This is a genomic window from Pseudoalteromonas sp. SaAl2 (assembly GCF_052947895.1).
The window spans coordinates 3,008,333-3,034,673 of sequence record NZ_CM129605.1 but is presented as its reverse complement, the minus strand read 5'-3'; the positions used below and the strand labels follow the sequence as shown (position 1 = coordinate 3,034,673).

The 26,341-nt window shown below is 41.3% G+C and carries 29 protein-coding genes and 1 pseudogene; 16 read left to right on the top strand and 14 right to left on the bottom strand.

Annotated elements, in window-relative coordinates; genetic code table 11:
• Positions 1-101: 101 nt before the first annotated feature.
• The 11 genes and pseudogenes from ACU8V8_RS14345 to ACU8V8_RS14295 form a co-directional block, all read right to left on the bottom strand.
• Positions 102-374: an HPr family phosphocarrier protein gene (locus ACU8V8_RS14345; RefSeq protein WP_446887947.1), complete on the bottom strand. Its 273-nt coding sequence runs from the start codon at positions 372-374 to the stop codon at positions 102-104.
• Between the two features lie 20 nt (positions 375-394).
• Positions 395-1,237 (bottom strand): RNase adapter RapZ, encoded by an 843-nt coding sequence (rapZ, locus tag ACU8V8_RS14340; RefSeq protein WP_087533132.1) that lies wholly within the window; start codon positions 1,235-1,237, stop codon positions 395-397.
• A 20-nt stretch (positions 1,238-1,257) separates the two neighbouring features.
• Positions 1,258-1,711 (bottom strand): annotated as a pseudogene (gene ptsN, locus ACU8V8_RS14335) (PTS IIA-like nitrogen regulatory protein PtsN).
• A gap of 4 nt (positions 1,712-1,715) precedes the next feature.
• Positions 1,716-2,003 carry a ribosome hibernation promoting factor gene (gene hpf / locus ACU8V8_RS14330; RefSeq protein WP_087533130.1) on the bottom strand — a complete coding sequence of 96 codons (288 nt, stop codon included), beginning with the start codon at positions 2,001-2,003 and terminating at the stop codon, positions 1,716-1,718.
• Between the two features lie 30 nt (positions 2,004-2,033).
• On the bottom strand, positions 2,034-3,530 hold the full coding sequence (locus ACU8V8_RS14325; RefSeq protein ID WP_087533129.1) for an RNA polymerase factor sigma-54: 1,497 nt from the start codon (positions 3,528-3,530) through the stop codon (positions 2,034-2,036).
• A 68-nt stretch (positions 3,531-3,598) separates the two neighbouring features.
• Entirely contained in the window at positions 3,599-4,324 is a 726-nt protein-coding gene (gene lptB / locus ACU8V8_RS14320) for an LPS export ABC transporter ATP-binding protein (protein ID WP_087533128.1), read from the bottom strand.
• Positions 4,321-4,848, bottom strand: a complete 528-nt coding sequence (lptA, locus tag ACU8V8_RS14315) for a lipopolysaccharide transport periplasmic protein LptA (RefSeq protein WP_446887946.1) — start codon at positions 4,846-4,848, stop codon at positions 4,321-4,323. Before lptA ends, lptB begins: the two co-directional genes overlap by 4 nt.
• Positions 4,838-5,392: an LPS export ABC transporter periplasmic protein LptC gene (gene lptC / locus ACU8V8_RS14310; protein WP_446887945.1), complete on the bottom strand. Its 555-nt coding sequence runs from the start codon at positions 5,390-5,392 to the stop codon at positions 4,838-4,840. The genes lptA and lptC overlap by 11 nt, the downstream gene beginning before the upstream one ends.
• Entirely contained in the window at positions 5,389-5,940 is a 552-nt protein-coding gene (gene kdsC, locus ACU8V8_RS14305) for a 3-deoxy-manno-octulosonate-8-phosphatase KdsC (protein ID WP_446887944.1), read from the bottom strand. Before kdsC ends, lptC begins: the two co-directional genes overlap by 4 nt.
• 1 nt (position 5,941) lies before the next feature.
• Positions 5,942-6,913, bottom strand: a complete 972-nt coding sequence (locus tag ACU8V8_RS14300; RefSeq protein ID WP_446887943.1) for a KpsF/GutQ family sugar-phosphate isomerase — start codon at positions 6,911-6,913, stop codon at positions 5,942-5,944.
• 23 nt (positions 6,914-6,936) lie between these two features.
• Positions 6,937-7,908 carry a calcium/sodium antiporter gene (locus ACU8V8_RS14295; protein WP_290209454.1) on the bottom strand — a complete coding sequence of 324 codons (972 nt, stop codon included), beginning with the start codon at positions 7,906-7,908 and terminating at the stop codon, positions 6,937-6,939.
• A 255-nt stretch (positions 7,909-8,163) separates the two neighbouring features.
• On the opposite strand from ACU8V8_RS14295, the gene mlaF reads away from it, so the two are divergent.
• The 7 genes from mlaF to murA are packed head-to-tail and all read left to right on the top strand — an operon-like array spanning position 8,164 to position 12,823.
• The gene (mlaF, locus tag ACU8V8_RS14290; RefSeq protein ID WP_446889650.1) at positions 8,164-8,979 is read left to right on the top strand and encodes a phospholipid ABC transporter ATP-binding protein MlaF; all 816 of its coding nucleotides are present in this window, start codon (positions 8,164-8,166) and stop codon (positions 8,977-8,979) included.
• Positions 8,979-9,758: a lipid asymmetry maintenance ABC transporter permease subunit MlaE gene (mlaE, locus tag ACU8V8_RS14285; protein ID WP_087533122.1), complete on the top strand. Its 780-nt coding sequence runs from the start codon at positions 8,979-8,981 to the stop codon at positions 9,756-9,758. Before mlaF ends, mlaE begins: the two co-directional genes overlap by 1 nt.
• Before the next feature lie 14 nt (positions 9,759-9,772).
• Positions 9,773-10,321 (top strand): outer membrane lipid asymmetry maintenance protein MlaD, encoded by a 549-nt coding sequence (mlaD, locus tag ACU8V8_RS14280; RefSeq protein WP_087533121.1) that lies wholly within the window; start codon positions 9,773-9,775, stop codon positions 10,319-10,321.
• 5 nt (positions 10,322-10,326) lie between these two features.
• Entirely contained in the window at positions 10,327-11,001 is a 675-nt protein-coding gene (locus tag ACU8V8_RS14275; protein ID WP_446887942.1) for an MlaC/ttg2D family ABC transporter substrate-binding protein, read from the top strand.
• Positions 10,994-11,287 (top strand): STAS domain-containing protein, encoded by a 294-nt coding sequence (locus tag ACU8V8_RS14270; RefSeq protein ID WP_446887941.1) that lies wholly within the window; start codon positions 10,994-10,996, stop codon positions 11,285-11,287. The genes ACU8V8_RS14275 and ACU8V8_RS14270 overlap by 8 nt, the downstream gene beginning before the upstream one ends.
• A gap of 5 nt (positions 11,288-11,292) precedes the next feature.
• The gene (locus ACU8V8_RS14265; RefSeq protein WP_087533118.1) at positions 11,293-11,550 is read left to right on the top strand and encodes a BolA family protein; all 258 of its coding nucleotides are present in this window, start codon (positions 11,293-11,295) and stop codon (positions 11,548-11,550) included.
• A gap of 13 nt (positions 11,551-11,563) precedes the next feature.
• Positions 11,564-12,823, top strand: coding sequence for a UDP-N-acetylglucosamine 1-carboxyvinyltransferase (gene murA / locus ACU8V8_RS14260; RefSeq protein ID WP_446887940.1), 1,260 nt, complete (start codon positions 11,564-11,566; stop codon positions 12,821-12,823).
• Positions 12,824-12,862: 39 nt separating this feature from the next.
• On the opposite strand, the gene ACU8V8_RS14255 is transcribed toward murA, so the two are convergent.
• The 3 genes from ACU8V8_RS14255 to ACU8V8_RS14245 all read right to left on the bottom strand — a co-directional run bounded on the left by ACU8V8_RS14255 (position 12,863) and on the right by ACU8V8_RS14245 (position 15,974).
• Positions 12,863-13,945, bottom strand: coding sequence for a trypsin-like peptidase domain-containing protein (locus ACU8V8_RS14255; protein ID WP_421961100.1), 1,083 nt, complete (start codon positions 13,943-13,945; stop codon positions 12,863-12,865).
• Between the two features lie 102 nt (positions 13,946-14,047).
• Complete coding sequence (locus tag ACU8V8_RS14250; RefSeq protein WP_446887939.1) at positions 14,048-15,400, bottom strand: Do family serine endopeptidase; 1,353 nt, start codon at positions 15,398-15,400, stop codon at positions 14,048-14,050.
• 130 nt (positions 15,401-15,530) lie between these two features.
• Complete coding sequence (locus ACU8V8_RS14245; RefSeq protein ID WP_446887938.1) at positions 15,531-15,974, bottom strand: YhcB family protein; 444 nt, start codon at positions 15,972-15,974, stop codon at positions 15,531-15,533.
• A gap of 182 nt (positions 15,975-16,156) precedes the next feature.
• Between ACU8V8_RS14245 and zapE the strand changes: the two genes are divergently transcribed.
• The 9 genes from zapE to ACU8V8_RS14200 all read left to right on the top strand — a co-directional run bounded on the left by zapE (position 16,157) and on the right by ACU8V8_RS14200 (position 26,311).
• Entirely contained in the window at positions 16,157-17,245 is a 1,089-nt protein-coding gene (gene zapE, locus ACU8V8_RS14240) for a cell division protein ZapE (protein ID WP_446887937.1), read from the top strand.
• Between the two features lie 362 nt (positions 17,246-17,607).
• Entirely contained in the window at positions 17,608-20,316 is a 2,709-nt protein-coding gene (gene secA / locus ACU8V8_RS14235; RefSeq protein WP_446887936.1) for a preprotein translocase subunit SecA, read from the top strand.
• Positions 20,317-20,865: 549 nt separating this feature from the next.
• The gene (mutT, locus tag ACU8V8_RS14230) at positions 20,866-21,276 is read left to right on the top strand and encodes an 8-oxo-dGTP diphosphatase MutT (RefSeq protein WP_446887935.1); all 411 of its coding nucleotides are present in this window, start codon (positions 20,866-20,868) and stop codon (positions 21,274-21,276) included.
• A 68-nt stretch (positions 21,277-21,344) separates the two neighbouring features.
• Positions 21,345-21,830, top strand: a complete 486-nt coding sequence (locus tag ACU8V8_RS14225) for a DUF721 domain-containing protein (RefSeq protein ID WP_446887934.1) — start codon at positions 21,345-21,347, stop codon at positions 21,828-21,830.
• 228 nt (positions 21,831-22,058) lie between these two features.
• On the top strand, positions 22,059-22,487 hold the full coding sequence (rplM, locus tag ACU8V8_RS14220; RefSeq protein WP_002957960.1) for a 50S ribosomal protein L13: 429 nt from the start codon (positions 22,059-22,061) through the stop codon (positions 22,485-22,487).
• 8 nt (positions 22,488-22,495) lie between these two features.
• Positions 22,496-22,888, top strand: coding sequence for a 30S ribosomal protein S9 (rpsI, locus tag ACU8V8_RS14215; RefSeq protein WP_024600778.1), 393 nt, complete (start codon positions 22,496-22,498; stop codon positions 22,886-22,888).
• Between the two features lie 827 nt (positions 22,889-23,715).
• Positions 23,716-24,306, top strand: coding sequence for a ubiquinol-cytochrome c reductase iron-sulfur subunit (petA, locus tag ACU8V8_RS14210; RefSeq protein WP_087533109.1), 591 nt, complete (start codon positions 23,716-23,718; stop codon positions 24,304-24,306).
• Positions 24,306-25,571 carry a cytochrome b gene (locus ACU8V8_RS14205; RefSeq protein ID WP_087533108.1) on the top strand — a complete coding sequence of 422 codons (1,266 nt, stop codon included), beginning with the start codon at positions 24,306-24,308 and terminating at the stop codon, positions 25,569-25,571. The genes petA and ACU8V8_RS14205 overlap by 1 nt, the downstream gene beginning before the upstream one ends.
• The gene (locus ACU8V8_RS14200; RefSeq protein WP_446887933.1) at positions 25,568-26,311 is read left to right on the top strand and encodes a cytochrome c1; all 744 of its coding nucleotides are present in this window, start codon (positions 25,568-25,570) and stop codon (positions 26,309-26,311) included. Before ACU8V8_RS14205 ends, ACU8V8_RS14200 begins: the two co-directional genes overlap by 4 nt.
• Positions 26,312-26,341: the final 30 nt, after the last annotated feature.

Below are 26,341 nucleotides of genomic sequence, written 5' to 3'. Positions count from 1 at the left end.
GCGTCCTTAGGTTACAAATTTTATTGGGTAGGGTGATAGTAAGCTAGAATTTTTTGCTTTCCTATCGTTATTTAGTTTAACGCAATTTTAAAAAAAGTGCGCTATTCATGCTCATGAAAGCGCTGTTCGATTAGCTCACCTATTGCCGCTAATGCCGGCTTGGCGTCTGGCCCTTCACAGACTACTTTAACTTCTTTACCTTGGCTGCTTTCAAGTAGCATTAAAGCTAAAACGCTGTCACCAGCAGCTTGTTTATCGTCTTGATATAAGGTAATAGTCGCGTCAAACTTCAGCGCGAGCTGAGCTAAAACGCTGGCAGCTCGTGCATGTAATCCTAATTTATTTTTGATTAAAAAAGTGTCTTCTAAATGCATATCAAAGCCTATAGCAGATATTATTCTTGTTCACGATGACGGATTTTTACATTGCTATGACTCATTGCAAAACTTTCACCTATAGTTTGCGCCAAGTAGACAGAGCGGTGTTGCCCGCCGGTACAACCAATAGCAATAGTTAGATAGCTGCGGTTATTACGCTCTAAGTGAGGCAGCCAAGTTTGTACAAAGGTCTGAATCTGCCAAGTAAACTTTTGTACTATGCTGTGGCTAGCTAAATAGTCTTTTACTGGTTGATCTAGGCCTGTAAGTGGCTTTAGCTCAGGCTCCCAGTGTGGGTTTGGTAAAAATCGGGCATCAAATACGTAATCAGCTTCTTTAGGGATACCGTGCTTAAAACCAAAAGATTCAAAAGTGATAATTAACTTTTTATCTTTTTTACCTAAAATCTTCTCACGAATTGATTCTGCTAATTGGTGAACGCTCAACTCTGTTGTATCAAGAATAAAATCAGCACGAGTGATCAATACATCAAGCAATACTTTTTCTTGTTTGATGGCTAAATCAAGGGGCAGAGAATCTAACGATAAAGGGTGCAAACGGCGAGTTTCAGAAAAGCGTTTGATCAGCGTTTGGTCGTCACTGTCTAAATAAAATAAAGTTGGGTTTGCAAAGCCAGGTAAATACTCAAGAATGTCATTAAACTCTTCTTGTTCTTTTGGCAGATTGCGCACATCAATACTAACTGCTGTTTTATCATAGTTATCAGAAACGCTTCGTACGAGTGAAGGCAGCAAGTTCACAGGAATATTATCAACACAATAATAACCTAGATCTTCTAATACGCGAAGGGCAACAGATTTACCAGAACCTGAACGCCCACTGATGATAATTAACTCCATGTAATGACTCCTTCACTTTCCTAAGACAGCTCGACAATAACTTGGTATAAGTCGTGGTCAGATTTAGCGCTACGTAATTGTTTACAAAAAATCTTTATCGTTAAGTTTATCAGCAATTGTGGCCAAGGTCTTTAAATGAAGTTGGCTGTCACCATCAGGTACGATGAGTGCCACAAATATATCTACAGGACGGTTATCAATCGCATCAAAGTTAATGGGCGTTTCGCTCACTAGTATCAGTGCTAATGGAGTATCAACACCCGTTATTCTACCGTGAGGAATAGCAATTCCACGGCCAATACCTGTGCTACCTAATTTTTCTCGATTAAGTAACGAGTTAAGAATTTCTTGTTCTGAAAGGTGAGGGAGTTGTTCATGAGCCAACTGGCTAATAAATTCTAAAATTCGTTTTTTGCTATTAAAAAGGACCGCAGCTTTACTGCAGTCCTTACAAGTAAGTGAACTTAGTTTCATAATATTAGTGTCGAGCGTGCTTCTCTTTGTGTTTGATAACTTGACGGTCTAGTTTATCTATTAGGGCGTCAATCGCAGCGTACATGTCTTGATGTTCGGTTGAAGCAAATAAATCAGCACCACTGAGGTGTATTGTGGCTTCTGCTTTTTGGCTTAGCTTTTCTACGTCTAAAATGACGTGCACGTTGTTTATATGATCAAAGTGCCTTTCAAGCTTTGCAAACTTATTGTGTACATAGTCTCTAAGTGAATCGGTAATTTCTACGTGACGACCAGTTAAATTCAGTTGCATAAGCATTTTCCTTCTTTGTTTTTTTACGCCTTAAATCAAACTCTTTCTTTGATTCGACGGTGGAATAGCCAGTGACTCGCGATATTTTGCAATTGTACGTCTAGCTACTTTGATACCTTGCTCTGCCAATATATCTGCAATTTTGCTATCACTCAATGGTTTCGCTGAGTTTTCTGCGCTAATTAATTTTCTAATTAATGCGCGGATCGCTGTAGATGAACATTCACCACCGTTTTCAGTGCTCACATGGCTTGAGAAAAAATACTTTAACTCAAAAATCCCTCTTGGGGTGTGCATGTACTTTTGCGTGGTAACACGTGAGATGGTTGATTCATGCATCTCTACCATTTCAGCAACATCGTTTAATACCATAGGGCGCATTGCTTCAGGGCCATGCTCAAAGAACCCTTGTTGCTGTTGAACGATACAGTTGGTTACTTTAAGTAATGTGTCATTACGGCTTTCTAAACTTTTTATAAACCACTTTGCTTCTTGCAAGTGGGAGCGAATAAATTGGCTGTCGCTACTCGATTTAACCGAGCGAGACATAGCTGCATATTGGCTGTTTACTCTAATTTTAGGCATGCTATCGGGGTTTAACTCAACAACCCAACGGCCTTTAATTTTCTTTACTGAGACATCTGGAATAACGTATTCAGACTCTTCACGTACGATGCTATCCGCAGGCTTTGGGTTTAGACTGTGGATGAGTGTCATCACTTCTTTAAGTTCATCTTCCTTAAGCTTAGTCTTTTTCATCAAAGTGCGATAGTCACGACTGGCCAATAAATCGATGTGTTCAGTTAAAATCATTTTTGTCTCGCTAATCCAAGGAGTTGCGGGGTCAAATTGATTTAGTTGAATACATAAACATTCTTGCAAGCTGCGTGCACCAATACCAATTGGGTCAAACAGTTGAATACGTTTTAAAACGGCTTGCACTTCATCAAGCTCAATTTCTTCTTCGTTATTATCTTTATTTAGGCTCTCTGCAATGTCTTCACAACTTAGAGTTAAAATACCTGACTCGTCGATAGCTTCGACAATGGCAATAGCGATCGCCTCGTCGGTCGGACTAAATGGGGTGAGCTGTAACTGCCACATAATATATTCATGCAAGGTTTCGGTTGAAGCACCTTGATAAATAGATTCATCTTCAGGCATCGGGCCTGATGAGCTGGCAGGAGCAGCACTCATGTACTCATCCCAGGTCACATCCATAGCCATGTCATCACTTACTGTGTCTTTATTAAGTGCTTCGCTGCTTTCTTGTTCGTATTCGCTGGGTGTTTCATCGGCTGAGGCACTTACTGTGACATCGTCAGTGTCTTGTTTTTGTTCATTTTTGCCAGCCGTTTCATCACCAAACTCTTGCTCTTCGACCTCAAGTAATGGATTGCTGTCGAGTGCTTCTTGAATTTCTTGCTGGAGATCCAATGTACTTAACTGCAATAAGCGAATTGCTTGTTGCAGTTGTGGTGTCATTGTAAGTTGCTGGCCCATGCGCAGCTGGAGTGATTGCCTCATTTATCTCTAACAATCCTTTTATTGTGTTGTCATAATTTAGTTTAGCAGATAGTTAGCTGAGTGTTGCTTTATAGCCTAAATTGCTCACCCAGATATACATCGCGAACTGTTTGGTTGGCAAGTACATGCTCAGGAGTTCCTGATGCAATTAACTCCCCATGAGAAACTATGTAGGCTTTTTCACAAACATCAAGGGTTTCTCTTACATTATGGTCGGTTATTAGTACACCGATGCCACGGTTTTTAAGGTGCTCGATAATCTTCTTTATATCTAACACTGAAATGGGATCAACACCAGCAAAAGGCTCATCTAATAGGATAAATTTAGGATTTGCGGCTAAAGCACGCGCAATTTCAACACGGCGGCGTTCACCACCTGACAATGCCATGCCTTGACTATCACGAATGTGTTGAATGCTAAATTCATCAAGTAGGCTATCTAAGGCTTCTTCACGGGCTGTTTTATTTAGCTCTTTACGGGTTTCTAAAATCGCCATCAGGTTTTGGTAAACGGTCAATTTACGAAAAATAGATGACTCTTGTGGTAAGTAGCCAATACCCAAGCGAGCACGGCTGTGCATGGGTAATAATGTAATATCGTTATCATCAATACTAATTTTACCTTTATCGCTGGGCACTAAGCCAACAATCATATAAAAAGTGGTGGTTTTGCCTGCGCCATTAGGACCTAGCAGACCAACAATACTCCCAGCGCTAACTTCTAAGCCAACACTTTTTACAACTTGGCGGCCCTTGTAGCTTTTTGCTAAAAACTCGGCTTTTAATGTACTCATGGCTGGCCTTTTGATTTTTTGCTATCGACAGGTACTAAAATTGTATGCACGCGGTCATTTGAGTCTTCGCCTCTTTCAGCACTTATTAGCTGCTGTTCCATATCGTAGGTGATGCTTTTAGCGTTAATTTTTTGCCCTGCTTGGGTTACTTTCGCATTACCTATTAAAGTTAACAGGCGCTTTGCTACATCGTAACGAACTTCATCAGCACTGGCGCTCATTAGAGTGCCATCGGTTTGTTTTTCTTCAAAGTATGCAGGTTTGCCTGTGGCCACGAGTAACTGTTTATTATCGCCTAAGTCTTCACGTTTATGTACTTCGAGGCGATCTGCTTTAATTCGGCGGTTACCATGGATAATTTCAACGTTTTTTTCAAAAATACCGACATTAGATTTAAGCTGAGCTTGTTGTTTATCAGCGCTGATTGATACCTGATCGGCCGGTGGTGTTGTATCTTGGGCAAGGCTCGAAAATGCAATGAGTAAGCTTGGAATGATAAATATGTTGGCTAGTTTATTGGTCATAATATATGGTTCGCGTATGGTTAATTAGTTCTATTACTTCGGCTTTTAAGTCGGCTTGTAATCCGCGCCCAGTAATTTTTAAATTAGGGCCGACCAACTCTACAGGTTGTTCTGAACTCATTGTTTGAAGTTCAATATCAACTTGGATGTTATCGGCATTAATGTGATCTATCATGGCATTATCTGTGAGATTTTTCGCCGTCACATTGCCTTCTAAAACCAGCTGGTTATTTTCATATAATGTGGCTTCAGCTGCATTAATTTGCCACATTTGTTCTTGATTATATAAGGTGAAAATAGGTTCTTCAAAGTACGTGAATCCTAACTGCTGATATAGTTCCATTTTAGCAGCGGTCACTTTGTGGCTTATTTTACCTTGCTCATCAAAGGCTGTTTGTTTTAATGCCACTGCTGTGTAGTCGGGCTTGGCAATAACATCTTCTTCAACGAGCTGTTGTGTGTTTGCTTGGTTAAAGTATGGATACCAAAGCCAAACCATACAGCCAATAAATAATACGCTTAATATTAAACGCGCACTATTCATGAGCTGGTGCCTTCGCTAGTCAGCGATTTGCCATTTTCTAGCATTAATAAATCAGTGAGTTCTCGCACTGCGCCAAATCCACCCGGTAGCATAGTGGTATAATGCGATACGCGTTTGATTAACGGGTGGGCGTCGTTCACCGCTACTGCAAAGCCAACTTGCTCCATGACTGGGAGATCTGGGCCGTCATCGCCAATATAGGCGATTTGCTCATCGGTTAAGCTCAGTTTATCTTTAAGTTCTTGATAGGCTTGCAGCTTATTTTCTTGACCTTGATATATATGTTGTACTGTTAGGCTAGTCATGCGCTGCTGAACTATCTGTGAATGACGACCTGTGATCACAGCAACTTCAAAACCACTGTTGATAAGTGCTTTGATGCCAAAACCATCTTTGGTATTAAATGCTTTTAATTCTTCGCCTTGATTACCTAAGTAAATTCGACCATCAGAAAATACCCCGTCAATATCGCAGATCAGTAATTTTATTCTTTTAGCGCGAGTTTGAGCATCTAAGCTCAATGGTTGGTATAAGTCAGCAAATTGCATTTTATAACACTCCTGCTTTGAGCAAGTCTTGCATATTTAATGCACCAATAGGGTGCTGGTTTTCGTCAATTACAATAAGACCGTTAATACGTTTACGTTCCATAATATTAAGCGCTTCGGCGGCAAGCATATCCGCAGTTGCCGTGGTGCACGAACGTGTCATGACTTCACTAATAAGCGTGCTATGTATATCGATACGTTGCTCTAAAATACGGCGTAAATCACCGTCAGTGAACAAACCATTGAGTTGGCCAAGGTTGTTTACAATTGCTGTCATGCCTAGGCCTTTGGCTGACATTTCTATTAAAGCGTCTTTAATGCATTGCGTGTCTTTAATAATAGGCGTTGAGGCACCATCATGCATTAAATCTTTTAAGCACAGTAACAAGCGTTTGCCTAAACTGCCGCCTGGGTGTGATAGTGCGAAATCGTCGGCTGTGAAACCTCGTGTTTCAAGTAGGGCGACGGCTATTGCATCTCCCATTGCAAGTGTTGCTGTGGTGCTGGCTGTTGGTGCAAGGCCAAGAGGGCAAGCTTCTTTAGATACTTTAATGCATACATGAGCATCAGCCCAATTTGCCATTGACGATGTTGGGTTGCTGGTCATTGCGATCATTTTAGCGCCAATGCGTTTAATCACTGGGATTATATTGAGCACTTCACTGGTTTCGCCAGAATTAGATATCAGCATGACTACATCATCACGGGTGATCATGCCTAAATCACCGTGGCTCGCTTCACCAGGGTGAACAAAAAAAGCTGGTGTGCCGGTGCTTGCTAATGTGGCAGCAATTTTATTGCCAATATGGCCCGATTTGCCCATGCCGACAACGATAATTCGGCCTTGGCATTGATACATCAACTGACAGGCCTGGTTAAAGTTTTCGTCTAGGTATTGAGCTATATCAACAAGGGCTTGACGTTCAATATCAAGTACTCGTTTTCCTTGTTCAATAAAATTTAACTGCGTCATTGTGTTGTCCAATTTATTCGGTATTAAGCTACTTGGCTAAAAATATAACCTTGATAAGCAACAAATGCGGCTAATAATAAGCCACCTTCAACTCTATTAATACGGCGTGCCCCACGAAAACTCAAGGACATAGCGATTAATGCGATGGTGGCACCTATCATAATTAGCGCGTCACGGTTTGCCGCTGAGGGGTCAATAATCGAAGGATTTATAATCCCCGCTAATGGTAAAACGGCTAGTAAGTTAAAAATATTAGAGCCAACAATATTACCCAATGCTAAGTCGTCTTCGTTTTTTAGCACCCCTGCAATACAAGCTGCAAGTTCAGGCAAGCTGGTACCGATAGCAATAATAGTCAAGCCGATGACTAAATCGCTTAAGCCAAAATACTTTGCAATATCAACAGCTGAACCAACTAAAAAGTGAGAGCTTAAAGGAAGTACGACCATGCCGACAACTAGCCAAAATAGTGCTGACTTGGTTGGAACATTATCTGGCACATCATCACAGGCTTCACTAACAAATGGGTCATCGGCTTGGTTCTTAGCGCGAATCGAAATTATGATAAGCCCAGCAATAAAAACAATAAATGCAATTAGTAGCGCAATGCCTTCGGCAAACGAGAAGTAGTTATCTGAAAACACATACCAAGCAGCAATCGAAATAAGTAACACTAGCGGCATTTCTCGCTTGAGTGTTGTTGAAGATACCGAAAGCGGGCGTAACAATGCGGTAATGCCTAATACCAACAAAATATTAGTGATATTTGAACCGACTGCATTGCCAACTGCAGTATCCGTTTTACCGGCAAGGGCGGCGGAGGCCGAAACCATCATTTCAGGCGCTGATGAGCCCATAGCAACAACGGTTAAACCGACTATTAAAGTGGGGACACCGAAATTTTTTGCCAGTGCTGCAGCACCATAAACAAAACGATCTGCGCTCCAAACAAGTCCAGCAAATCCAAGAATTAAAATGACAAAAGAAGTCACCATTACATTACGCCAATTATTCAATATCAGATTGCGGTAAATAGTAACAAAAGCCAACCTGAAAGTATAAATAAAAGAATCGGGTCTAATGTTTAATAAGTCGTTATTTTTACCTTAGAAAAATTTATTTAAGGTTAGGTTAAGTCAGCTTTAGTAAGGCTTAGGCTGTTATTACATAGAATATTACAAAATTTTACGATTTGTTTTTTCCATCTTTGCGTAAAAAGCCTTAAAATAGGGGAAGTAGTGAAAATAGAAATGGAGAGCGACTTGTCGCAACCAATAGTAGAAATCAAGGATGTAAGCTTTTCACGGGGCGATAGAAGCATATATAAAAATATGAGTTTTAGCGTTCCGAAAGGCAAGATCACTGCCATTATGGGGCCCAGCGGTATTGGTAAAACTACCATGCTGCGTTTAATTGGTGGTCAATTAAAACCCGATAACGGTACGATTTTGTTTGAAGGTGATAATATCCCAACGATGACGCGCAAAGAGCTTTATGCCGCGCGTACCAAAATGAGCATGTTGTTTCAAAGCGGCGCCTTATTTACCGATATGTCTGTTTTTGACAATATCGCGTTTCCGCTTAGAGAGCATACCCGCCTCAGTGAAGATTTAATTCGTCTTGTTGTGTTAATGAAATTACAAGCCGTTGGTTTACGTGGTGCCCAAGATTTAATGCCGTCAGAGCTATCTGGTGGTATGGCTCGTCGTGCGGCACTTGCTCGCTCTATTGCGTTGGATCCTGAACTTATCATGTATGATGAGCCGTTTGCTGGGCAAGATCCAATCTCAATGGGTGTACTGGTTAAACTAATTAAATCACTGAACCAAGTACTTGGGCTATCGTCACTTATTGTTACTCATGATGTAACAGAAGTAATGAGTATTGCTGATCATGTAATCATTATTGCAGATCAAGGAGTTATTGGTAGTGGTTCGCCAGATCAAATGCGAAATCATGAGTCGCCATTGGTACAGCAGTTTTTGAAAGGCCTATCTGATGGACCTGTGCCGTTTCATTTTCCGGCTCAGCCTTATAATGAAGAGTTGCTTGGAGGGCGTAGCTGATGTTTGATTTGTTTCAAAAGCTAGGTCATAAAACATTGGGTCGATTTGCCGCACTTGGCCGTTCAACACAAATGTTGATTGGCGCTCTGTGGAATCTACCTAATTTCAGGAAAGGCACACCACTGCTTATTCGCCAACTCTATATGGTGGGTTCTCAGTCGTTGCTTATCATTATGGTCTCTGGTTTATTTATTGGTATGGTGCTCGCGCTGCAAGGTTACACCGTATTAGTGGGTTATGGTGCAGAAGACAGCTTAGGGCCACTTGTTGCATTGAGTTTACTCAGAGAGCTTGGCCCTGTTGTTACGGCTTTGCTATTTGCCGGGCGAGCAGGAAGTGCACTTACCGCAGAAATTGGTTTGATGAAAGCGACCGAGCAGTTATCAAGCCTTGAAATGATGGCGATTGATCCGCTTAAACGTATTATTGCTCCTCGTTTTTGGGCCGGTTTTATTAGTATGCCGTTGTTGGCTCTTATTTTCTCAGCGGTTGCAATAATTGGCGCTCATTTAGTGGGTGTTGACTGGTTAGGTGTTGATACCGGTAGTTTTTGGTCAATCATGCAGTCACAAGTGTCATTCCAACAAGATATTTTAAATGGCATGATCAAAAGCTTTGTATTCGCCATTGTTGTAACTTGGATCGCACTTTACAAAGGCTACGATTGTGTACCAACTTCAGAAGGGATCAGTAAAGCAACAACAGAGACCGTTGTGCACTCATCTTTGGCTGTTTTAGGGTTTGATTTTATTTTGACAGCGGTAATGTTTACCAGCTAAGAAAGGTATAGATAATGAATTCACGGAAATTAGAGATTTTAGTTGGCTTTTTTGTAGCTCTCGGCATTGCCGCTTTTGCTATGCTGGCATTGAAAGTGGCTAACGCAGGCATTAGTGGTAGTGGCGAAACATACTTGCTAAAAGCCAAATTCGAAAATATTGGCTCATTAAAAGCACGTGCTCCAATTAAGGTGGGTGGTGTTGTCGTCGGGCGTGTTGAGGCTATTTCGATTCATCCGCAAGAGTTTTTACCAGTAGTTGATATGACCATTGATGCGCAATATCAATGTCGCTTTTCAGATACTAGCTCTGTCTCGATTTTAACCTCAGGTATTTTAGGTGAGCAGTATTTAGGAATTAACCCCGTTATCGCACCTAAATCGGCAGAGCAAGCCTGCTTAGGCCTTGAAGTAACCAGTAATGATCAAGACTTAGGCTTGGACGAGTTATTTGGTGTTGAAAGCAAAGCGTTAAATGATGGTGATTTTATTACCGATACCAAATCTGCTTTAGTACTTGAAGAATTGATCGGGCAGTTTTTATTCAATCAAGGTGGCGAGTAATTATTATGTTTAAGAAATTTTTAGTCTTTGTTGCTTTTACTTTTATCGCAACCAATGTAAATGCTCAATCTGTGGACTTAAAAGACCCATATAAAATGGTTCGTCAGGTATCTGATAACACTTTTCAGCGTATTACCCGCGATCAACCATTAATAGAAAAAGATAAAGAGCACTTACGTGTAATCGTTACTGAAGAATTAATGCCTTACATTGATTATAAATATGCCGCACTTCGCGTGTTAGGTAGCCATGTTTCAAAAGTTCGTGCAATTAAAGATCCCGCAGAGCAAAAGCAAGCGGTTGAAGATATTAAAGAGTTTATTGATGCCTTCCAAGAATATTTAGTTGCGACTTATGCCGGTGTTTTTACTCAATATACAAATCAACAGGTTGAATTCGCACCTGCTAGAGCGTTTGCTGGGCAGGATGTTGTATTAGTAAAAACTAAAATTGTAGAGCCTGGTAAACCGGATATTAAAATTGACTTTAAAGTGCGCGAAGACAGAAGCGGTGATTGGCGAGCTTATGACATGGTAGCTGAAGGTATCAGTCTATTAGATGCGAAACAAAGCGAGCTGCAAGGAATTCTTCGTCAGCAAGGTATTGAGCATGTCAGTAACCTGCTTAGACAGAAAAGTCAGTTACCAGTACAATTTAGAGGTGAAGGTGGTAATGAGTAAAGTAAGCGTTACTCAAATCGATGAGCAGCAATTTAAAGTAAGCGGCGAATTAACCCGAAACTCAATTGCGGCTGAACGCCTTATTAATAAAAACTCACAAACTAACCATAAAACTTGGTATTTTGACCTTTCTGATGTATCAAGGGTTGACACGGCGGGCTTAGCTTGGTTAATTCACTCTTTCGCAGAATTAAAGCAGCAAGGCATTCGCCTTGAATTGCAAAATATACCTGAGCAATTGCAAAAATTAATGCAGTTGGGGCAGGTTACAACCCTATTTGAGTGAGAGTTATGCAAACAAGCGAAGTCGAGACGTTATTACGCGACGAATTACAATTAGCTGAAGTTCATGTTAAAGCAAATGGTAGTCATTATGAAGTGATTGCAGTGGGCGAGTGTTTTGACGGTCTAAGTCGAGTGAAAAAACAGCAGCTAGTGTATGCACCATTAATGAATACCATTTCTGACGGTACGATTCATGCCGTGTCTATTCGTGCTTTTACACCTACAGAGTGGAAGCGTGAACAAAAATTTATTTTACCGCAATAACTAAGGCCTCCTCATGGATCAATTTGTAATTCAAGGTGGCACTGGGCTTGCGGGTGAAGTAACTATTTCAGGCGCTAAAAATGCCGCGCTACCGATTCTTTTTGCCGCTCTTTTGGCTGATGGTAAAAGTACGTTTAATAATGTACCACGTTTGCGTGATATCGGTACCACTGAAGCATTGTTGAAAACCCTAGGGGCTGATGTGCAGTGGCAAGGTGAGCAGTTAGTTATCGATGGTGCTACCGTTGATAAAACGCTTGCTCCTTATGACTTAGTAAAACAAATGCGTGCATCTGTTTTAGCGTTAGGGCCATTGGTTGCTCGTTTTGGCCAAGCGCAAGTGTCATTACCTGGCGGGTGTGCGATTGGTGCTCGCCCAGTTGATATTCATATTCAAGGCCTTGAGCGCATGGGCGCGAGCATTCAGGTTGAAAATGGCTACATTAATGCCAGTGTTGACGGCCGCTTAAAAGGGGCTGAGATATACATGGAAATGGTCAGCGTTGGTGCAACTGAAAACCTGCTTATGGCAGCAACTTTAGCTGATGGCAAAACGGTACTTGAAAACGCGGCACGCGAACCAGAAATAACCGACTTGGCGGCTTGCTTGGTTGCTATGGGGGCTAAAATTACAGGTGCCGGTACCAGCCGTATAGAAATTGAAGGTGTTGAGAAACTTCATGGTTGTGAGCACCGTATTTTACCTGACCGTATTGAGACCGGTACTTTTTTAGTTGCAGCAGCGATGGCTGGCGGCGAAGTATTATGTAAGCTTACAGATTTTCATAGCCTTGAGCCTGTTATTGAAAAGCTTCGTGCAACCAATGCACTGGTAGAAGTAACTGATGACAGCATATACTTAGATATGCGCAATCGTGAGCTGCAAGCGGTGAATATTAAAACGATGCCTCACCCGGGATTCCCGACAGATATGCAAGCGCAATTTACCGCATTGAATGTGATTGCAAATGGCAGTGCGACTATTACAGAAACAATTTTTGAAAATCGTTTTATGCACGTACCTGAACTACAACGTATGGGAGCCAACATTCGCTTAGAAGGTAACACAGCAATTTGTGGCGACACTAAAAGCTTAAGTGGTGCCCAAGTGATGGCAACTGACTTACGTGCATCAGCAAGCTTGATTTTGACCGGTATAGTGGCAAAAGGTGAAACGGTTGTCGATCGTATCTATCACGTTGACCGTGGTTATCAGCGTATTGAAGATAAGCTCAGTGCACTGGGTGCTAATATCAAACGTAGAAGTAGTTAATAGCCTAGAACCTAGGTCCTAGCTTCTAGGCCCTAGGTTTTATAATTTCGTCTCAAGCTCTGCTACATTAACCATTACCTTAAGTATTTCCCCATTTCTATATAGCTGAAACTCAATTTCATGGCCAGGCTCTGAATTACCGATTGTAGTGAGTGTTTTTTGTGGGTTACTGACATCTTCACCGGCAATTTTAACGATAATATCTTGCTCTTTAATACCTGCTTGCCATGCCGGGCCTAATGGGTCTAAATTGGTAATACGAAGGCCTGCAACAGGCGTAAAGTTATCACTGACCTCTTTACCCGTGCTATCAACCGCGGTGCCTGTGAAGCCTAAATAGCCGCGTACTACGCGACCATGACGAATAAGTTTATCCATTACTTCTTTGGCCAATGAATATGGCACCGCAAAGAAAATCCCTTGTATATCTAAGTTCTCGCGGGTTTTAAACTGTGCTGAGGTAATACCGACTAAATCACCATTGGAATTAACCAGTGCACCGCCAGAATTACCTACGTTAATTGCTGCATCCATCTGTAATAGACTGTTGTACGGGCTGTCGGTGATCTTTTGTTTACCTGTTGCACTTACTATGCCTTGGGTAATTGTTTGGCCTAAGTTAAGCGGGTTGCCTATGGCAAGTACTACGTCGCCAACACGCGGGTTAAAATCATTATTTATTGGGATCACGGGTAAATGCTCGGCGTTTATTTTTAATAATGCGAGATCAGTAATGGTGTCAAAGCCAATAAGTTGGACATCAAAAAAGCGGCGGCCATCGGTGAGGATCACCATGATTTGGTCAGCGTTATTAATAACGTGATAGTTTGTTAAAATATAGCCATCGCTGGACATGATAACGCCAGAACCAAGCTCTTGTACTGTGTTTTGGCGTTTATACCTAGGTTGACTAGAAATACTCTCAGAGAAAATAGTCACTACAGAAGGACCAGCACGTTTAACTGCGTCGGCAAAGCTCAGGTGCTGTGCGGTAATTGCACTTGGCAAGGTAACATTGGGTAATAACGCTGCACGCATATTGGGACTAAAGAACACCACTAAAAAAGCAATGCCTAGTCCGGCAAACAACGGGGGGAGGACAAATTTTAAAAATTTTAGCACGGTATTCTTATTGTTAATGGGCAATCCCTTTATGATGGCACAAAAAAAATAACAGCGGCAAGTGCCGCTGTTATTATTTATGTCATTTGTACAATATTTGCGTTATTGAATTAAAACAAATACAGATTCTCGCCCTCTTTTTACACCAAGCACAATATTACCTTTGGTATTTTCGATGATCTTATTCATATCACGAATATTCTCAACTCGTTGGCGATTGACTTGCATAATGATATCGCCTTCTTCCAAGCCAACGCGTGCAGCTGGTGAGCGCGGATCAACAGAAGTCAGCTCAATGCCTTTAGCACCATTTTTTTGAATGCTTTCAAGCGTTGCACCTTGGAATGCTGGGTGTAGCTCATCGCCTGAAGCACTCAAGCCAGATGCGCCATCTAAAGTGACTTTAACGGTTTTTACTTTTCCATCGCGGTAAATGCCTAGTTTAACCTTTTTACCTTCGCCTAAGGTGGCTATCTTACTGCGTAATTCATGGAAGCCACTGATATCACTGCCATCAATACTGATAATAACATCACCGGCTTTAATACCTGCTTTGCTTGCAGCTGAGTCGTCCATTACTTGCATAACATACGCGCCTTGTTTGACGTCAAGCTGCTGTGCTTTTGCAAGTCCTGCATCCAATGGGCGGCCTGAGATACCTAACGAACCGCGACGAGTTTCACCGTGCTCAATAATTTGATCAACCAAGTTTTTCATCATATTTGATGGAATAGCAAAGCCAATACCAACATTACCACCTGAAGATCCTAAAATAGCGGTATTAATACCAATTAGCTCGCCGTTTAAATTCACCAGTGCACCACCTGAGTTACCTTGGTTTATAGCTGCATCAGTTTGAATGAAGTCTTCGTAGCCTTCGATATTTAAACCACTTCGGCCAAGCGCACTGACAATCCCAGAGGTTACAGTGTGGCTCAGTCCAAAAGGGTTACCAATTGCGACAGCAAAATCACCAACTCGTAGCTTATCTGAATTGGCTAATTTTATTTCAACTAGATCATCGGCATCAATTTGTAATAAAGCGATGTCAGATTCTTTATCACTCCCTATGCGAGTGGCTTCATATTCACGACCATCTTCAAGGGTAACCAGCATTTTTTCGGCATCTTGCACTACGTGATTATTGGTAACAACATAGCCTTCGTCGGCATCAATAATCACGCCTGAACCTAAACCGCTAAACTCTCGTTTTTGGCTGCGAGGTTGCGGATTGCCAAAAAAGAAATCGAGAGGATCAGCGCGTCTACGAACTTCTTTAGAGCCTGATACTTGTATGCTCACCACGCCTGGGGTGATTTGCTCAAGCATAGGAGCTAGGGTAGGTAATTGTTGACCATCGACAGCCACTGGCATTTTAGCCATTGATACACCAGGGGTTAATAATAGGCTCGCAGATAGAACAGCTGCGCTGATTAACGATAATTTCATTTTCATAGTCAGGGTTTACTCCACATCACAAAAAAGCAAAAACATAGACATAGAAAAGGGCTGCATAAGCAGCCCTTTTCTAGGTTTAGATATAAAGCTGTTATATCTACAGACTATGGGGTCAAAAAAAAGTTCATCAAGAGGCTTTAGAATGTTCTGAAACTTTGTCGTCTCCAGCAAATAAGCCTGACTCGCCTGACACGTAATCGGCAGGTTGCGCCTCGGCTGAAGAACGATCGCTTTGACGCTCTTTTAATGAACGTTGTAATTGCTCTGTGGTTTCTTTTGAAAAGAAAGGTTCAGCTGGGTGCTCTTTTTTATCACTTAATAATAGCTTGTTAGTCTCATCAACGTGATTCAAAAGCTGGTCATAGTTGTCTTTCATACGATTTACTAGCTTACCGGTACTTGCTAAGTGGTCGGCAACATCCTGGCGATATTGCTCTAGCGCATGCTTAGCTTGCTCTGCTTGTTCTTCTAGTTCATCTTGCTTAAATTGTTTTTTAGTCACAAAAGCGCCCAAGAAAAACGCTGCTACGGCAACAATAACAATAATACCAATCCAAGTAACGGTGCCCATAAATTCTACCCCTTTGGGAAATAAAAAATAACGAAAAAATTGCGTGTGTAATTAATAAATTTAGTCTGTCGTTAAATAACCTAAGCCCAGGTTAAATAAATCTTACTGTCTCTAATATACCCCGAGTTACGATGCGTGTTAATATATTGCGCAAATTAAACCGTGTTTTATTGTAACTATCTATGACTCCTTGGCAAAAATACCAGCAAGATTTACAGCGTGATGACTTTGTACACGATGCCGCTCAAGAAAATGCAGTGCGTCACTTACAGCGACTATACGATGACTTAACCGCTGCAAAGCCAGCTAAAAAAGGCTGGTTTGCAAAGTTATTTAATAAAGATAGCACGCCGGCTATAAAAGGCTTGTACTTTTGGGGAGGCGTAGGGCGCGGTAAAACCTACTTGGTTGACACTTTTTATGAAGCGTTACCTGGTGATCGTAAGATGCGAGTGCATTTTCATCGCTTTATGCACCGAGTGCATGACGAACTTAAAAAGTTAAATAACAAATCGAACCCACTGGAGATTGTTGCGGATATATTTAAAGCAGAAACAGACATTATCTGTTTTGATGAATTTTTCGTGCAAGATATTACCGATGCAATGTTGTTAGGTGGTTTAATGGAGGCACTTTTTGCACGAGGTATCGTGCTTGTTGCTACATCTAACATCGTGCCTGACGAATTATACCGTAACGGACTGCAGCGTGCGCGTTTCTTACCAGCGATTGAATTAGTGAATGCCAATACTGAAATTGTCAATGTGGACTCAGGCATAGACTATCGATTACGAACACTTGAACAAGCAGAAATTTTTCATAGCCCGCTTGATCAACAAGCTGATGCAAACTTATTTGAATATTTTGATAAGTTATCGCCAGAGCCCGGCAAGCTCGATATAGCTATTGAAATCGAAGGGCGGATGATTAAAACCCGTAAAGTAGCAGATTGTATTGTCATGTTTGAATTCAGCGAGCTATGTGAGACTGCTCGCAGTCAAGTGGATTACATGGAAATAAGTCGCTTATATAATACAGTGATCTTGTCTAACGTGAAGCAACTTGGCCAAGCCAATGACGATGCTGCACGGCGCTTTATTGCCTTAGTGGATGAGTTTTATGAGCGTAACGTCACCCTAATTATATCTGCTGAAAAGGGTATCACCGAATTGTATACCCAAGGTAATCTCAACTTTGAATTTAAACGCTGTATTAGCCGTTTGCAGGAAATGCAATCACTTGAGTATTTAGCGCGAGAACACTTGGCTTAAACGTGATGACAAGTTTACTTTGCGCTCTTGATTTAAAGTTTATTGTCGCCATATCTAAAGCTTGTTACCTCGTTAATTCATTTATTGTCAGGGAAATTTAAATTGTAATTTACAGCAATAGCTAAATTTTTCTTGCATAAAACGGGTATCTTAACTACGCGATGGTTTGATGTTTCGCAGAGTCTGGTATAGTAGCGCACGTAATTAATGCTGAAATTAACAGCATTTCGCAAAATTACTAATTAATATGTGCTTTTATTGAGCAATATATTAATTAGTAATAATCCCCATGTATATCTTGGGTGCATTAAATGGGTTAGCCAATGACTGGTTAGCAGAGAATATATTGTAACGGTTTTATCATGATATCTAATTTATTTACCAAGATTTTTGGTAGTCGCAATGACCGCACTATTAAAAATTTAAGAAAGACGGTCGCGCTAATTAACGCACTTGAAACGCAACTTGAAGCGCTTTCAGACGAAGATTTAAAAGCCAAAACAGCAGAATTTAGAGAGCGTTACGATAACGGGCAAAGCCTTGACGATATTTTGCCTGAAGCGTTTGCTGTGGTACGTGAAGCATCAAAGCGTGTTAATGGCATGCGTCACTTCGACGTGCAGTTACTTGGTGGTATGGTGTTACACCAAGGCCGCATCGCAGAAATGCGTACCGGTGAGGGTAAAACTCTTACTGCAAGTTTACCTGCTTATCTACGAGGCTTAACAGGCAAGGGCGTTCACGTTATAACTGTGAATGATTATCTGGCAAAGCGTGATGCTGAAACTAACCGCCCATTATTTGAATTTTTAGGCTTAACGGTTGGCTGTAACGTACCAGGTATGATGCCGCAACAGAAAAAAGAAGCCTATAGCGCAGATATTACTTACGGTACCAATAACGAATTCGGTTTTGACTACCTACGTGACAACATGGCGTTTAGTATTAATGAACGTGTGCAGCGCCCACTTTATTACGCAGTAGTGGATGAAGTGGATTCAATCCTTATTGATGAAGCACGTACACCGCTTATCATTTCTGGCCCAGCTGAAGATAGCTCGCAGCTATACACTGAAATTAACACCATCGTCCCTTTACTTGAACTACAAGAAAAAGAAGACGAAGAAGGTGTTGAAGGTGACGGCGATTTCACTATCGATGAGAAGTCTAAACAAGTTCATCTTACTGAGCGTGGTCAAATTAAAGTTGAAGAGCTTTTAACTGAACGTGGTTTAATTGAAGAAGGCGACTCGCTTTATTCTGCAGGTAGCATTACGCTACTTAGCCATGTTTATGCAGCTTTACGTGCGCACAAACTTTATCAAAAAGACATTGATTACGTAGTAAAAGAAAACGAAGTAATCATTGTTGATGAGCACACAGGCCGTACTATGGAAGGTCGTCGTTGGTCTGAAGGTTTACACCAAGCTGTTGAAGCAAAAGAAAGTGTAAAAATTCAAAACGAAAACCAAACGTTGGCATCAATTACATTCCAAAATTACTTCCGTATCTATGAAACACTAGCAGGTATGACAGGTACTGCAGATACTGAAGCGTTTGAGTTCCAGTCAATCTATGGCCTTGATACGGTTGTTATGCCAACGAATAAGCCAATGATCCGTGATGATCGCGCAGATTTAGTTTATTTAACGCAAGAAGAAAAATACGAAGCAATTTTAGTCGATATTAAAGATTGCCAAGAGCGTGGACAGCCAGTGCTTGTGGGTACTATTTCAATTGAAAGCTCAGAGTACTTGTCGCAATTCTTACGTAAAGAAAAGATAAAGCATAATGTACTTAATGCTAAGTTTCATGCTCAAGAAGCTGATATCGTATCTGATGCAGGCTTACCGGGCACGGTAACGATTGCAACAAACATGGCTGGACGTGGTACTGATATTGTACTTGGCGGTAACTGGCATAGCGAAGTTGAAAAACTTGAAAACCCAACCGATGAGCAAATAGCTGACATTAAAGCCGCATGGCAGGTTCGCCATGATGCTGTAATTGCTGCGGGTGGTTTGCATATTATTGGTACTGAACGTCATGAATCACGTCGTATCGATAACCAACTACGTGGTCGTTCAGGTCGCCAAGGTGATGCTGGTTCAAGCCGTTTCTACTTATCAATGGATGACGCATTAATGCGTATCTTCGCTGGTGAGCGCATGACTAACATGATGCGTAAACTAGGGATGCAACGTGGTGAAGCAATTGAACATCCATGGGTAAACCGTGCAATTGAAAACGCGCAACGTAAAGTAGAAGCACGTAACTTTGATGTTCGTAAGCAATTACTTGAATACGATGATGTGGCTAATGATCAACGTCGTGTGGTGTATGCACAGCGCAATGAATTACTGGTTGAAGGCGATATCTCTGAGACAATTACGGTTATTCGTGGTGATGTACTTGGTAATATCATTGACCAATATATTGCACCGCAAAGCCTTGCAGAAATGTGGGATATCCCGGGCCTTGAAGAGCGCTTGAAGCAAGACTTCTTATTAGAGTTGCCAATTTCACAATGGTTAGCAGACGATAACAAGTTGTATGAAGAGAAGCTTCGTGAGCGTATCGAAGAAGAAGTGAATAATGCGTACAAAGAGAAAGAACAGCAAGTAGGCGAGTCGGTTCTTCGTCAGTTTGAAAAAGCAATTATGCTACAAAGCTTAGATCAACACTGGAAAGATCACTTAGCGGCAATGGATCATTTGCGTCAAGGTATTCATTTACGTGGTTATGCGCAAAAGAACCCGAAGCAAGAGTACAAGCGTGAATCGTTTGAGCTGTTCTCTGAAATGCTTGAAAATTTGAAAATCGACGTTGTTGGCATTTTAAGTAAAGTTCAAGTCCGTGCAGAAGATGATGTTGAAAAAGTTGAAGAGCAGCACCGTAAGAGTGAAAATGCTCCTCGCGAATATCAACATGAAGAAGCAGAGCATGTTGGCGGAGAAGCACCTGCAAGTGCAACAGTAACTGCACGCGCTGAGCCTAAAGTGGGTCGTAATGAGCCATGCCCATGTGGCTCAGGTCAAAAATTTAAGCAATGTTGTGGTAAGTTAAAATAACTATTGCTTTAGTTTAATAAAAGCGACGCATGTGCGTCGCTTTTTTTGTTTGTAAATTAAGGTTAAAGGTTAAAGGTTAAAGGTGCTAGGGAAGTGACTAGGTATATTTGGCTTTTGTGGGAACAGGCTTCAGCCGTGATAGTTTGGGAGTTATGTCGAATCAATCGGCGCTAAAGCGCTCTCCTACGATTATTGAAGGAGCAAGGTTCTAGCTGTATTCTTACTCGCAGCCCGTGGCTTTTCTTCGCTGTGCAAATATGGTTTTCGTAGGAGCAGGCTTTAGCCGCGAAAAGTGTAAGTGATTTGTTCACAAAGAGGCTAAGAGGCGCTGCGCTTAAGAGGTAAAAGGCTAAAGGTGTTAGGGAAGTGACTAGGTATATTTGGCTTTTGTGGGAACAGGCTTCAGCCGTGATTGTTTGGGAGTTATGTCGAATCAATCGGCGCTAAAGCGCTCTCCTACGGTTATTGAAGGTGCAAGTTTCTAGCTGTATTCTTACTCGCAGCTCGTAACCCGAAGCTGTGTAGATTAATAATAAAGGTAAGATGATAATGACAAAAAAAATAGTCCATGTTGCTGTGGGTGTAATTAAAGCTGGTAACACATTGTTTATCTGTAAGCGTCCAGATGAAAAGCACCAAGGTGGTTTATGGGAGTTTCCAGGTGGTAAAGTAGAATGCGGTGAAAGCGTATTTGAGGCACTGAAACGCGAACTACAAGAAGAAGTCGCACTCACTATTCATAGTTCAACAGAGCTAATGGTTATTGAGCATGATTACGGCGATAAATACGTGAAACTAGATGTGCATTTGGTAACTGATTTTAGTGGTGATGCGCATGGTGCTGAAGGGCAACAAAGTGAATGGGTAGCACTTAATAAGTTAGATGACTATAACTTCCCTGCAGCTAATGTAGAGATTATAGAAAAAATTAAAACAATAAACACAAATGAACACTTATGATTAATAGCTATTGCTTTCGCTTTATATTGGATTAAAATTGATTTCTAACTGTACTTTTGGTGTGTGTAATGGCTAAAGATAAATTTGCGCCAAAACCGTTAAACGATATTATAGCAGGCTTGAGTGGTCGTTTATCAAGCTATGCAGGTAAAAGCCAAGCGCTTGATAAGCAACAAACATTATTAACGGAATTTTTAAGTCCTAACCTAGCTGAAAAATGCCGAGTGAGTAATTATAAAGATGGCACATTGACGATTGAAGCGGTGTCAGCACCTATTGCTCTGCGCTTGAACTACCTTAAAATGGATATGCAGTCTCACTTTCGCGGTAATGGACTCGCGGAGTTAGGGCAAATAAAGATCATCGCCAACCCGCAATCAAGCCAACGATTAAGTAAAAATAATCCAGCCAAAAAGGCTAATGCTACTGTAGCTAAAAAGCTCCCCATGAGCGAACAAACCTCAGATTACCTAAACGCCATTGCGCAAAACGCACCACCATCATTACGTGAAAAATTAGAGCGTTTAGCGAAGCACGGAAAAAAAACGAAGTAACCACTAATTTTTAAAATTCTTGCGGAAAAAACAACCGTCAGGTAGCAATGTCGATTAAGTGCTGGTATACTCCCGCGTCTGCCACGTTGCGTTCTATTGCCTTCATTAGCTTAGCCTCTATTGAATGGCGCAAAAGTCTTAAACTCGAAGGGGTTGGAGCAAACATTTAGAGCGGTAATTAATAATAATTACCTGTGGTTTTAATTGAAAAACATTGGATTTTTATAAATGAAAACGTTTGTTGCTAAGCCAGAAACAGTAAAACGTGACTGGTACGTAGTTGACGCTGAAGGTAAAACTTTAGGTCGCATCGCTACTGAAATCGCTCATCGCCTACGCGGTAAGCACAAAGCTGAATATACTCCACACGTAGATACTGGTGATTACATCATCGTTATCAACGCGGAGAAAGTTACTGTAACTGGTAACAAATTCAAAGATAAAGTTTACTACGCTCACTCTGGTTTCCCAGGTGGTCTTAAGTCTACTACTTTTGATAAACTTCAAGCTGCAAAGCCTGAAATGATCATCGAAAAAGCTGTTAAAGGCATGTTGCCACGTGGTCCTTTAGGCCGCGCTATGTACCGTAAACTTAAAGTTTACGCGGGTACTGAGCACAATCATGCTGCACAACAGCCTCAGGTTCTAGACATTTAAGGAGCACTATCATGGCAAATCAATACTACGGTACAGGTCGTCGTAAAAGTTCAAGTGCTCGCGTATTCTTACGCCCAGGCACTGGTAACATCGTAATCAACAAGCGCTCTTTAGAAGAGTACTTTGGTCGCGAAACAGCACGTATGGTTGTTCGTCAAGCTCTTGAGCTTGTTGATATGACTGAAAAGTTTGACTTACACATCACCGTTGCTGGTGGTGGTACTACAGGTCAAGCTGGCGCAATCCGTCACGGTATCACTCGTGCACTTATGGAGTTTGACGAGTCACTACGTCCACAACTTCGTAAAGCCGGTTTCGTTACTCGTGATGCGCGTAAAGTTGAGCGTAAGAAAGTGGGTCTTAAGAAAGCACGTAAGCGTCCACAGTTCTCAAAACGTTAATATTACGTTTTACAGAATTCCAAAAACCCAGCCTCGGCTGGGTTTTTTGTTTTTGGTGCTATAAAAGTTAGCGAGTTGCACAGCATCAACCAATGCACCGTAGCGTGGGTTGAGTAACACGAAACCCACGGATACAAGAACGCGACGACCACTTCAGGGTGTAACATACACTTTTAAAACAGCTGCCCTTTTAATTTTGCTGTATTTGAACCCTGAAAAACTCACACCTTTTCTCAGAAATAAGTAAGCTCGCATTTTTATCAAGAATGGGCAAACTCACACCTTTTATCAAAGATAAGCAAACTCGCACTTTTTATCAGAGATAGGCAAACTCGCACTTTTTATCAGAGATAGGCAAACTCGCACTTTTTATCTGTAACCAGCAAACTCGTATCAAATATGCGCCTAATAATTAACCGGCTTAGGCCTTTACTGCGTATAACTTTAAAAAAAAGTTCAATAATAATCATAATAAGTGTAAATCCATCAGTTAATTGGTGGATTTTTTTGCTACAATTGTTTGGCAAGTAATGTGAGTGAGTTCAACAGCACCATCTGCAGTTTATCTGCTTCCGCTTAGTGGGGTTGATCTCGGTCAGTATATTGTTTTTGTAAAAGTAATATCATAAAAACGGCTGTATGCTCGAGCTGACTTAGTCAACGGGTTGATAAAGTCGGGAATATTCGAGCATGAAGCTGTTAATAACCTTGTTTTAATCAGGGGTTTTAATTATGATCGCTTCTATTTTAAAATTTCTAAAAATTAAATTGCTGTAACTGATGTTCTCAATATAGCAAGTGTTGGGAATCATAGTGGAGATAAGTGGATGAGCAATGCGCCTGTAGACAATGGCCGACGTCGCTTTTTAACCATAGCTACCTCTGTTGTTGGTGGTGTTGGTGCGGCTGGGGCTGCTGTTCCTTTTATTGCGTCTTGGAATCCAAGTGAGCGAGCTAAATCTGCGGGTGCGCCTGTAGAAGTAGATATAAGCAAACTTGAGCCAGGGCAATTAATACGTGTCGAGTGGCGTGGTAAACCTGTATGGGTTGTATCACGGACCCCAAAAATGCTTGAGCAGATGAAAGCTCACGAAGGTCAACTTCGTGATCCGCAATCGCAAGAGCCACAACAATTAGAATCGTCAACTAATGACTACCGTTCAATACGTCCAGAGATTTTTGTCGCTGTAGGTATTTGTACTCATTTAGGGTGTTCGCCTGGTTTCCTAAACGGTGGCTTTGGTGAAAAAGTCGAAGGCACGGATGATGGTTTCTACTGTCCATGTCATGGTTCTAAATTTGATATGGCTGGCCGTGTATTCCAAGCGGTACCTGCACCATTAAATTTAGAGATACCACCTTATACTTTTCTTGATGAGACCACTATTTTAGTGGGCGAAGAAAAAGGGGTAGCCTAATGTTTGGTAAGATTATTGGTTGGATCGACGACCGTATCCCAATGACTCGTGTTTGGAACATGCATATTGCACAGTATCCAGCACCTAAAAACTTTAACTTCTGGTACTTTTTTGGCTCGTTAGCCATGTTAGTGCTAGTAAACCAAATCCTAACCGGTATTTGGTTAACGATGAACTTTGTACCTTCAGCTGAAGGTGCGTTTGCATCTGTTGAATACATCATGCGTGATGTTGAATACGGCTGGTTGTTACGTTATTTGCACTCAACGGGTGCGTCTGCGTTTTTCATCGTTGTATACCTACATATGTTCCGTGGCATGATCTACGGTTCTTATCAAAAGCCACGTGAATTACTGTGGTTGTTTGGTATGTTTATCTTCCTAGCATTAATGGCTGAAGCCTTTATGGGTTACTTATTACCATGGGGTCAAATGTCATTCTGGGGTGCGCAGGTAATCATTTCATTATTCGGTGCGATTCCGGTAATTGGTGATGACTTAACACTGTGGATCCGTGGTGACTACGTAATATCTGGTGCAACGCTTAACCGCTTCTTTGCATTACATGTTATTGCCTTACCATTAGTTATTGTTATCTTAGTATTCTTACACATTGTTGCACTTCACGAAGTGGGCTCAAATAACCCAGATGGTGTTGAAATTAAACGTAAGAAAGGTTCTGTAGCTGAAGAAGATAAGCCTAAGTTTAAATTCCATGAGTATTACACTGACAAAAAAGACATTGTTGATGCGATACCGTTCCACCCATATTACACTGTAAAAGATATTATGGGCGTGGTTGGATTCTTAATCTTATTCTGTTGGGTTGTGTTCTTTATGCCAGCGATGGGTGGGTTCTTTTTAGAAGCGCCGAACTTTGAGCCAGCAAACCCACTTAAGACGCCTGAACATATTTTCCCAGTTTGGTACTTTACGCCATTCTATGCAATCTTACGTGCAATCCCTGATAAGTTAATTGGTGTTGCGGCGATGGGTGCATCGATTGTGGTACTGGCACTATTACCTTGGATTGACCGTGGTACAGTGAAATCGGTTCGTTACCGTTGTGGCTTCCATAAATGGAACATCGCAGGCTTTGTGGTTACTTTCGTTTTACTTGGTTGGGTGGGTGCAACTCCACAAACTGATTTGAAAACGATTATCTCACAAGTGTGTACTGTGACTTACTTTATGTTCTTCGTACTGTTATTTGTATACAGTAAGAATGAAAAAACTAAGCCATTGCCAGAGAGGTTAACGAAATGATGAAAAAGCTAATTATCGGTTTATTTGCTTTATCAATAAACGTATTACCGGCAATGGCGGCTGGCCCGTCAGTTCCATTATTGGAAGCGGGTAATGACTTAACTGATCAGCCTTCGTTGCAACGTGGTGCTAAGTTGTTCATGAACTACTGTCTTGGTTGTCACCAAATGCAGTATCAACGTTATGAGCGTACTTTCCGCGATATAGGTATTCCGACTGAAGTAGGTCAAGAGCAACTTATTTTTGACGGTTCAAAAGTTGGTAGTCACATCACTAATTCGATTGAAAAAGATGATGCTGAAAAATGGTTTGGTGCGGCTCCGCCGGATCTAACAAATGTTGCGCGAGTGCGTGGCAGTGATTGGATTTACACCTATTTAAAATCGTTTTATAAAGATGAATCTCGCCCGTTCGGTGTAAATAATACGTTATTTCCATCGGTAGGTATGCCTCATGTTCTGCAAGAGCTGCAAGGTTTACCGACACCTATCATTGAAGAAGTACAAGAACATGGTCACACTGTGACTAAAGTTGTTGGCACTAAGACTGATGGTACTGGCGAATTAAGTGTAGATGAGTATGACCAAGCTGTTCGTGATTTAACGAATTTCCTCGAGTATGTAGGTGAACCTACGCGTCTTGAATCGGAAGCGCTTGGCCTTAAGGTAATCGGATTTTTAATTATTCTGTTTATCTTGTCATTTATGCTGAAGAAAGAATACTGGAGAGATGTTCATTAATTTTGAACATATTTAAAGGTAATTTTGCAA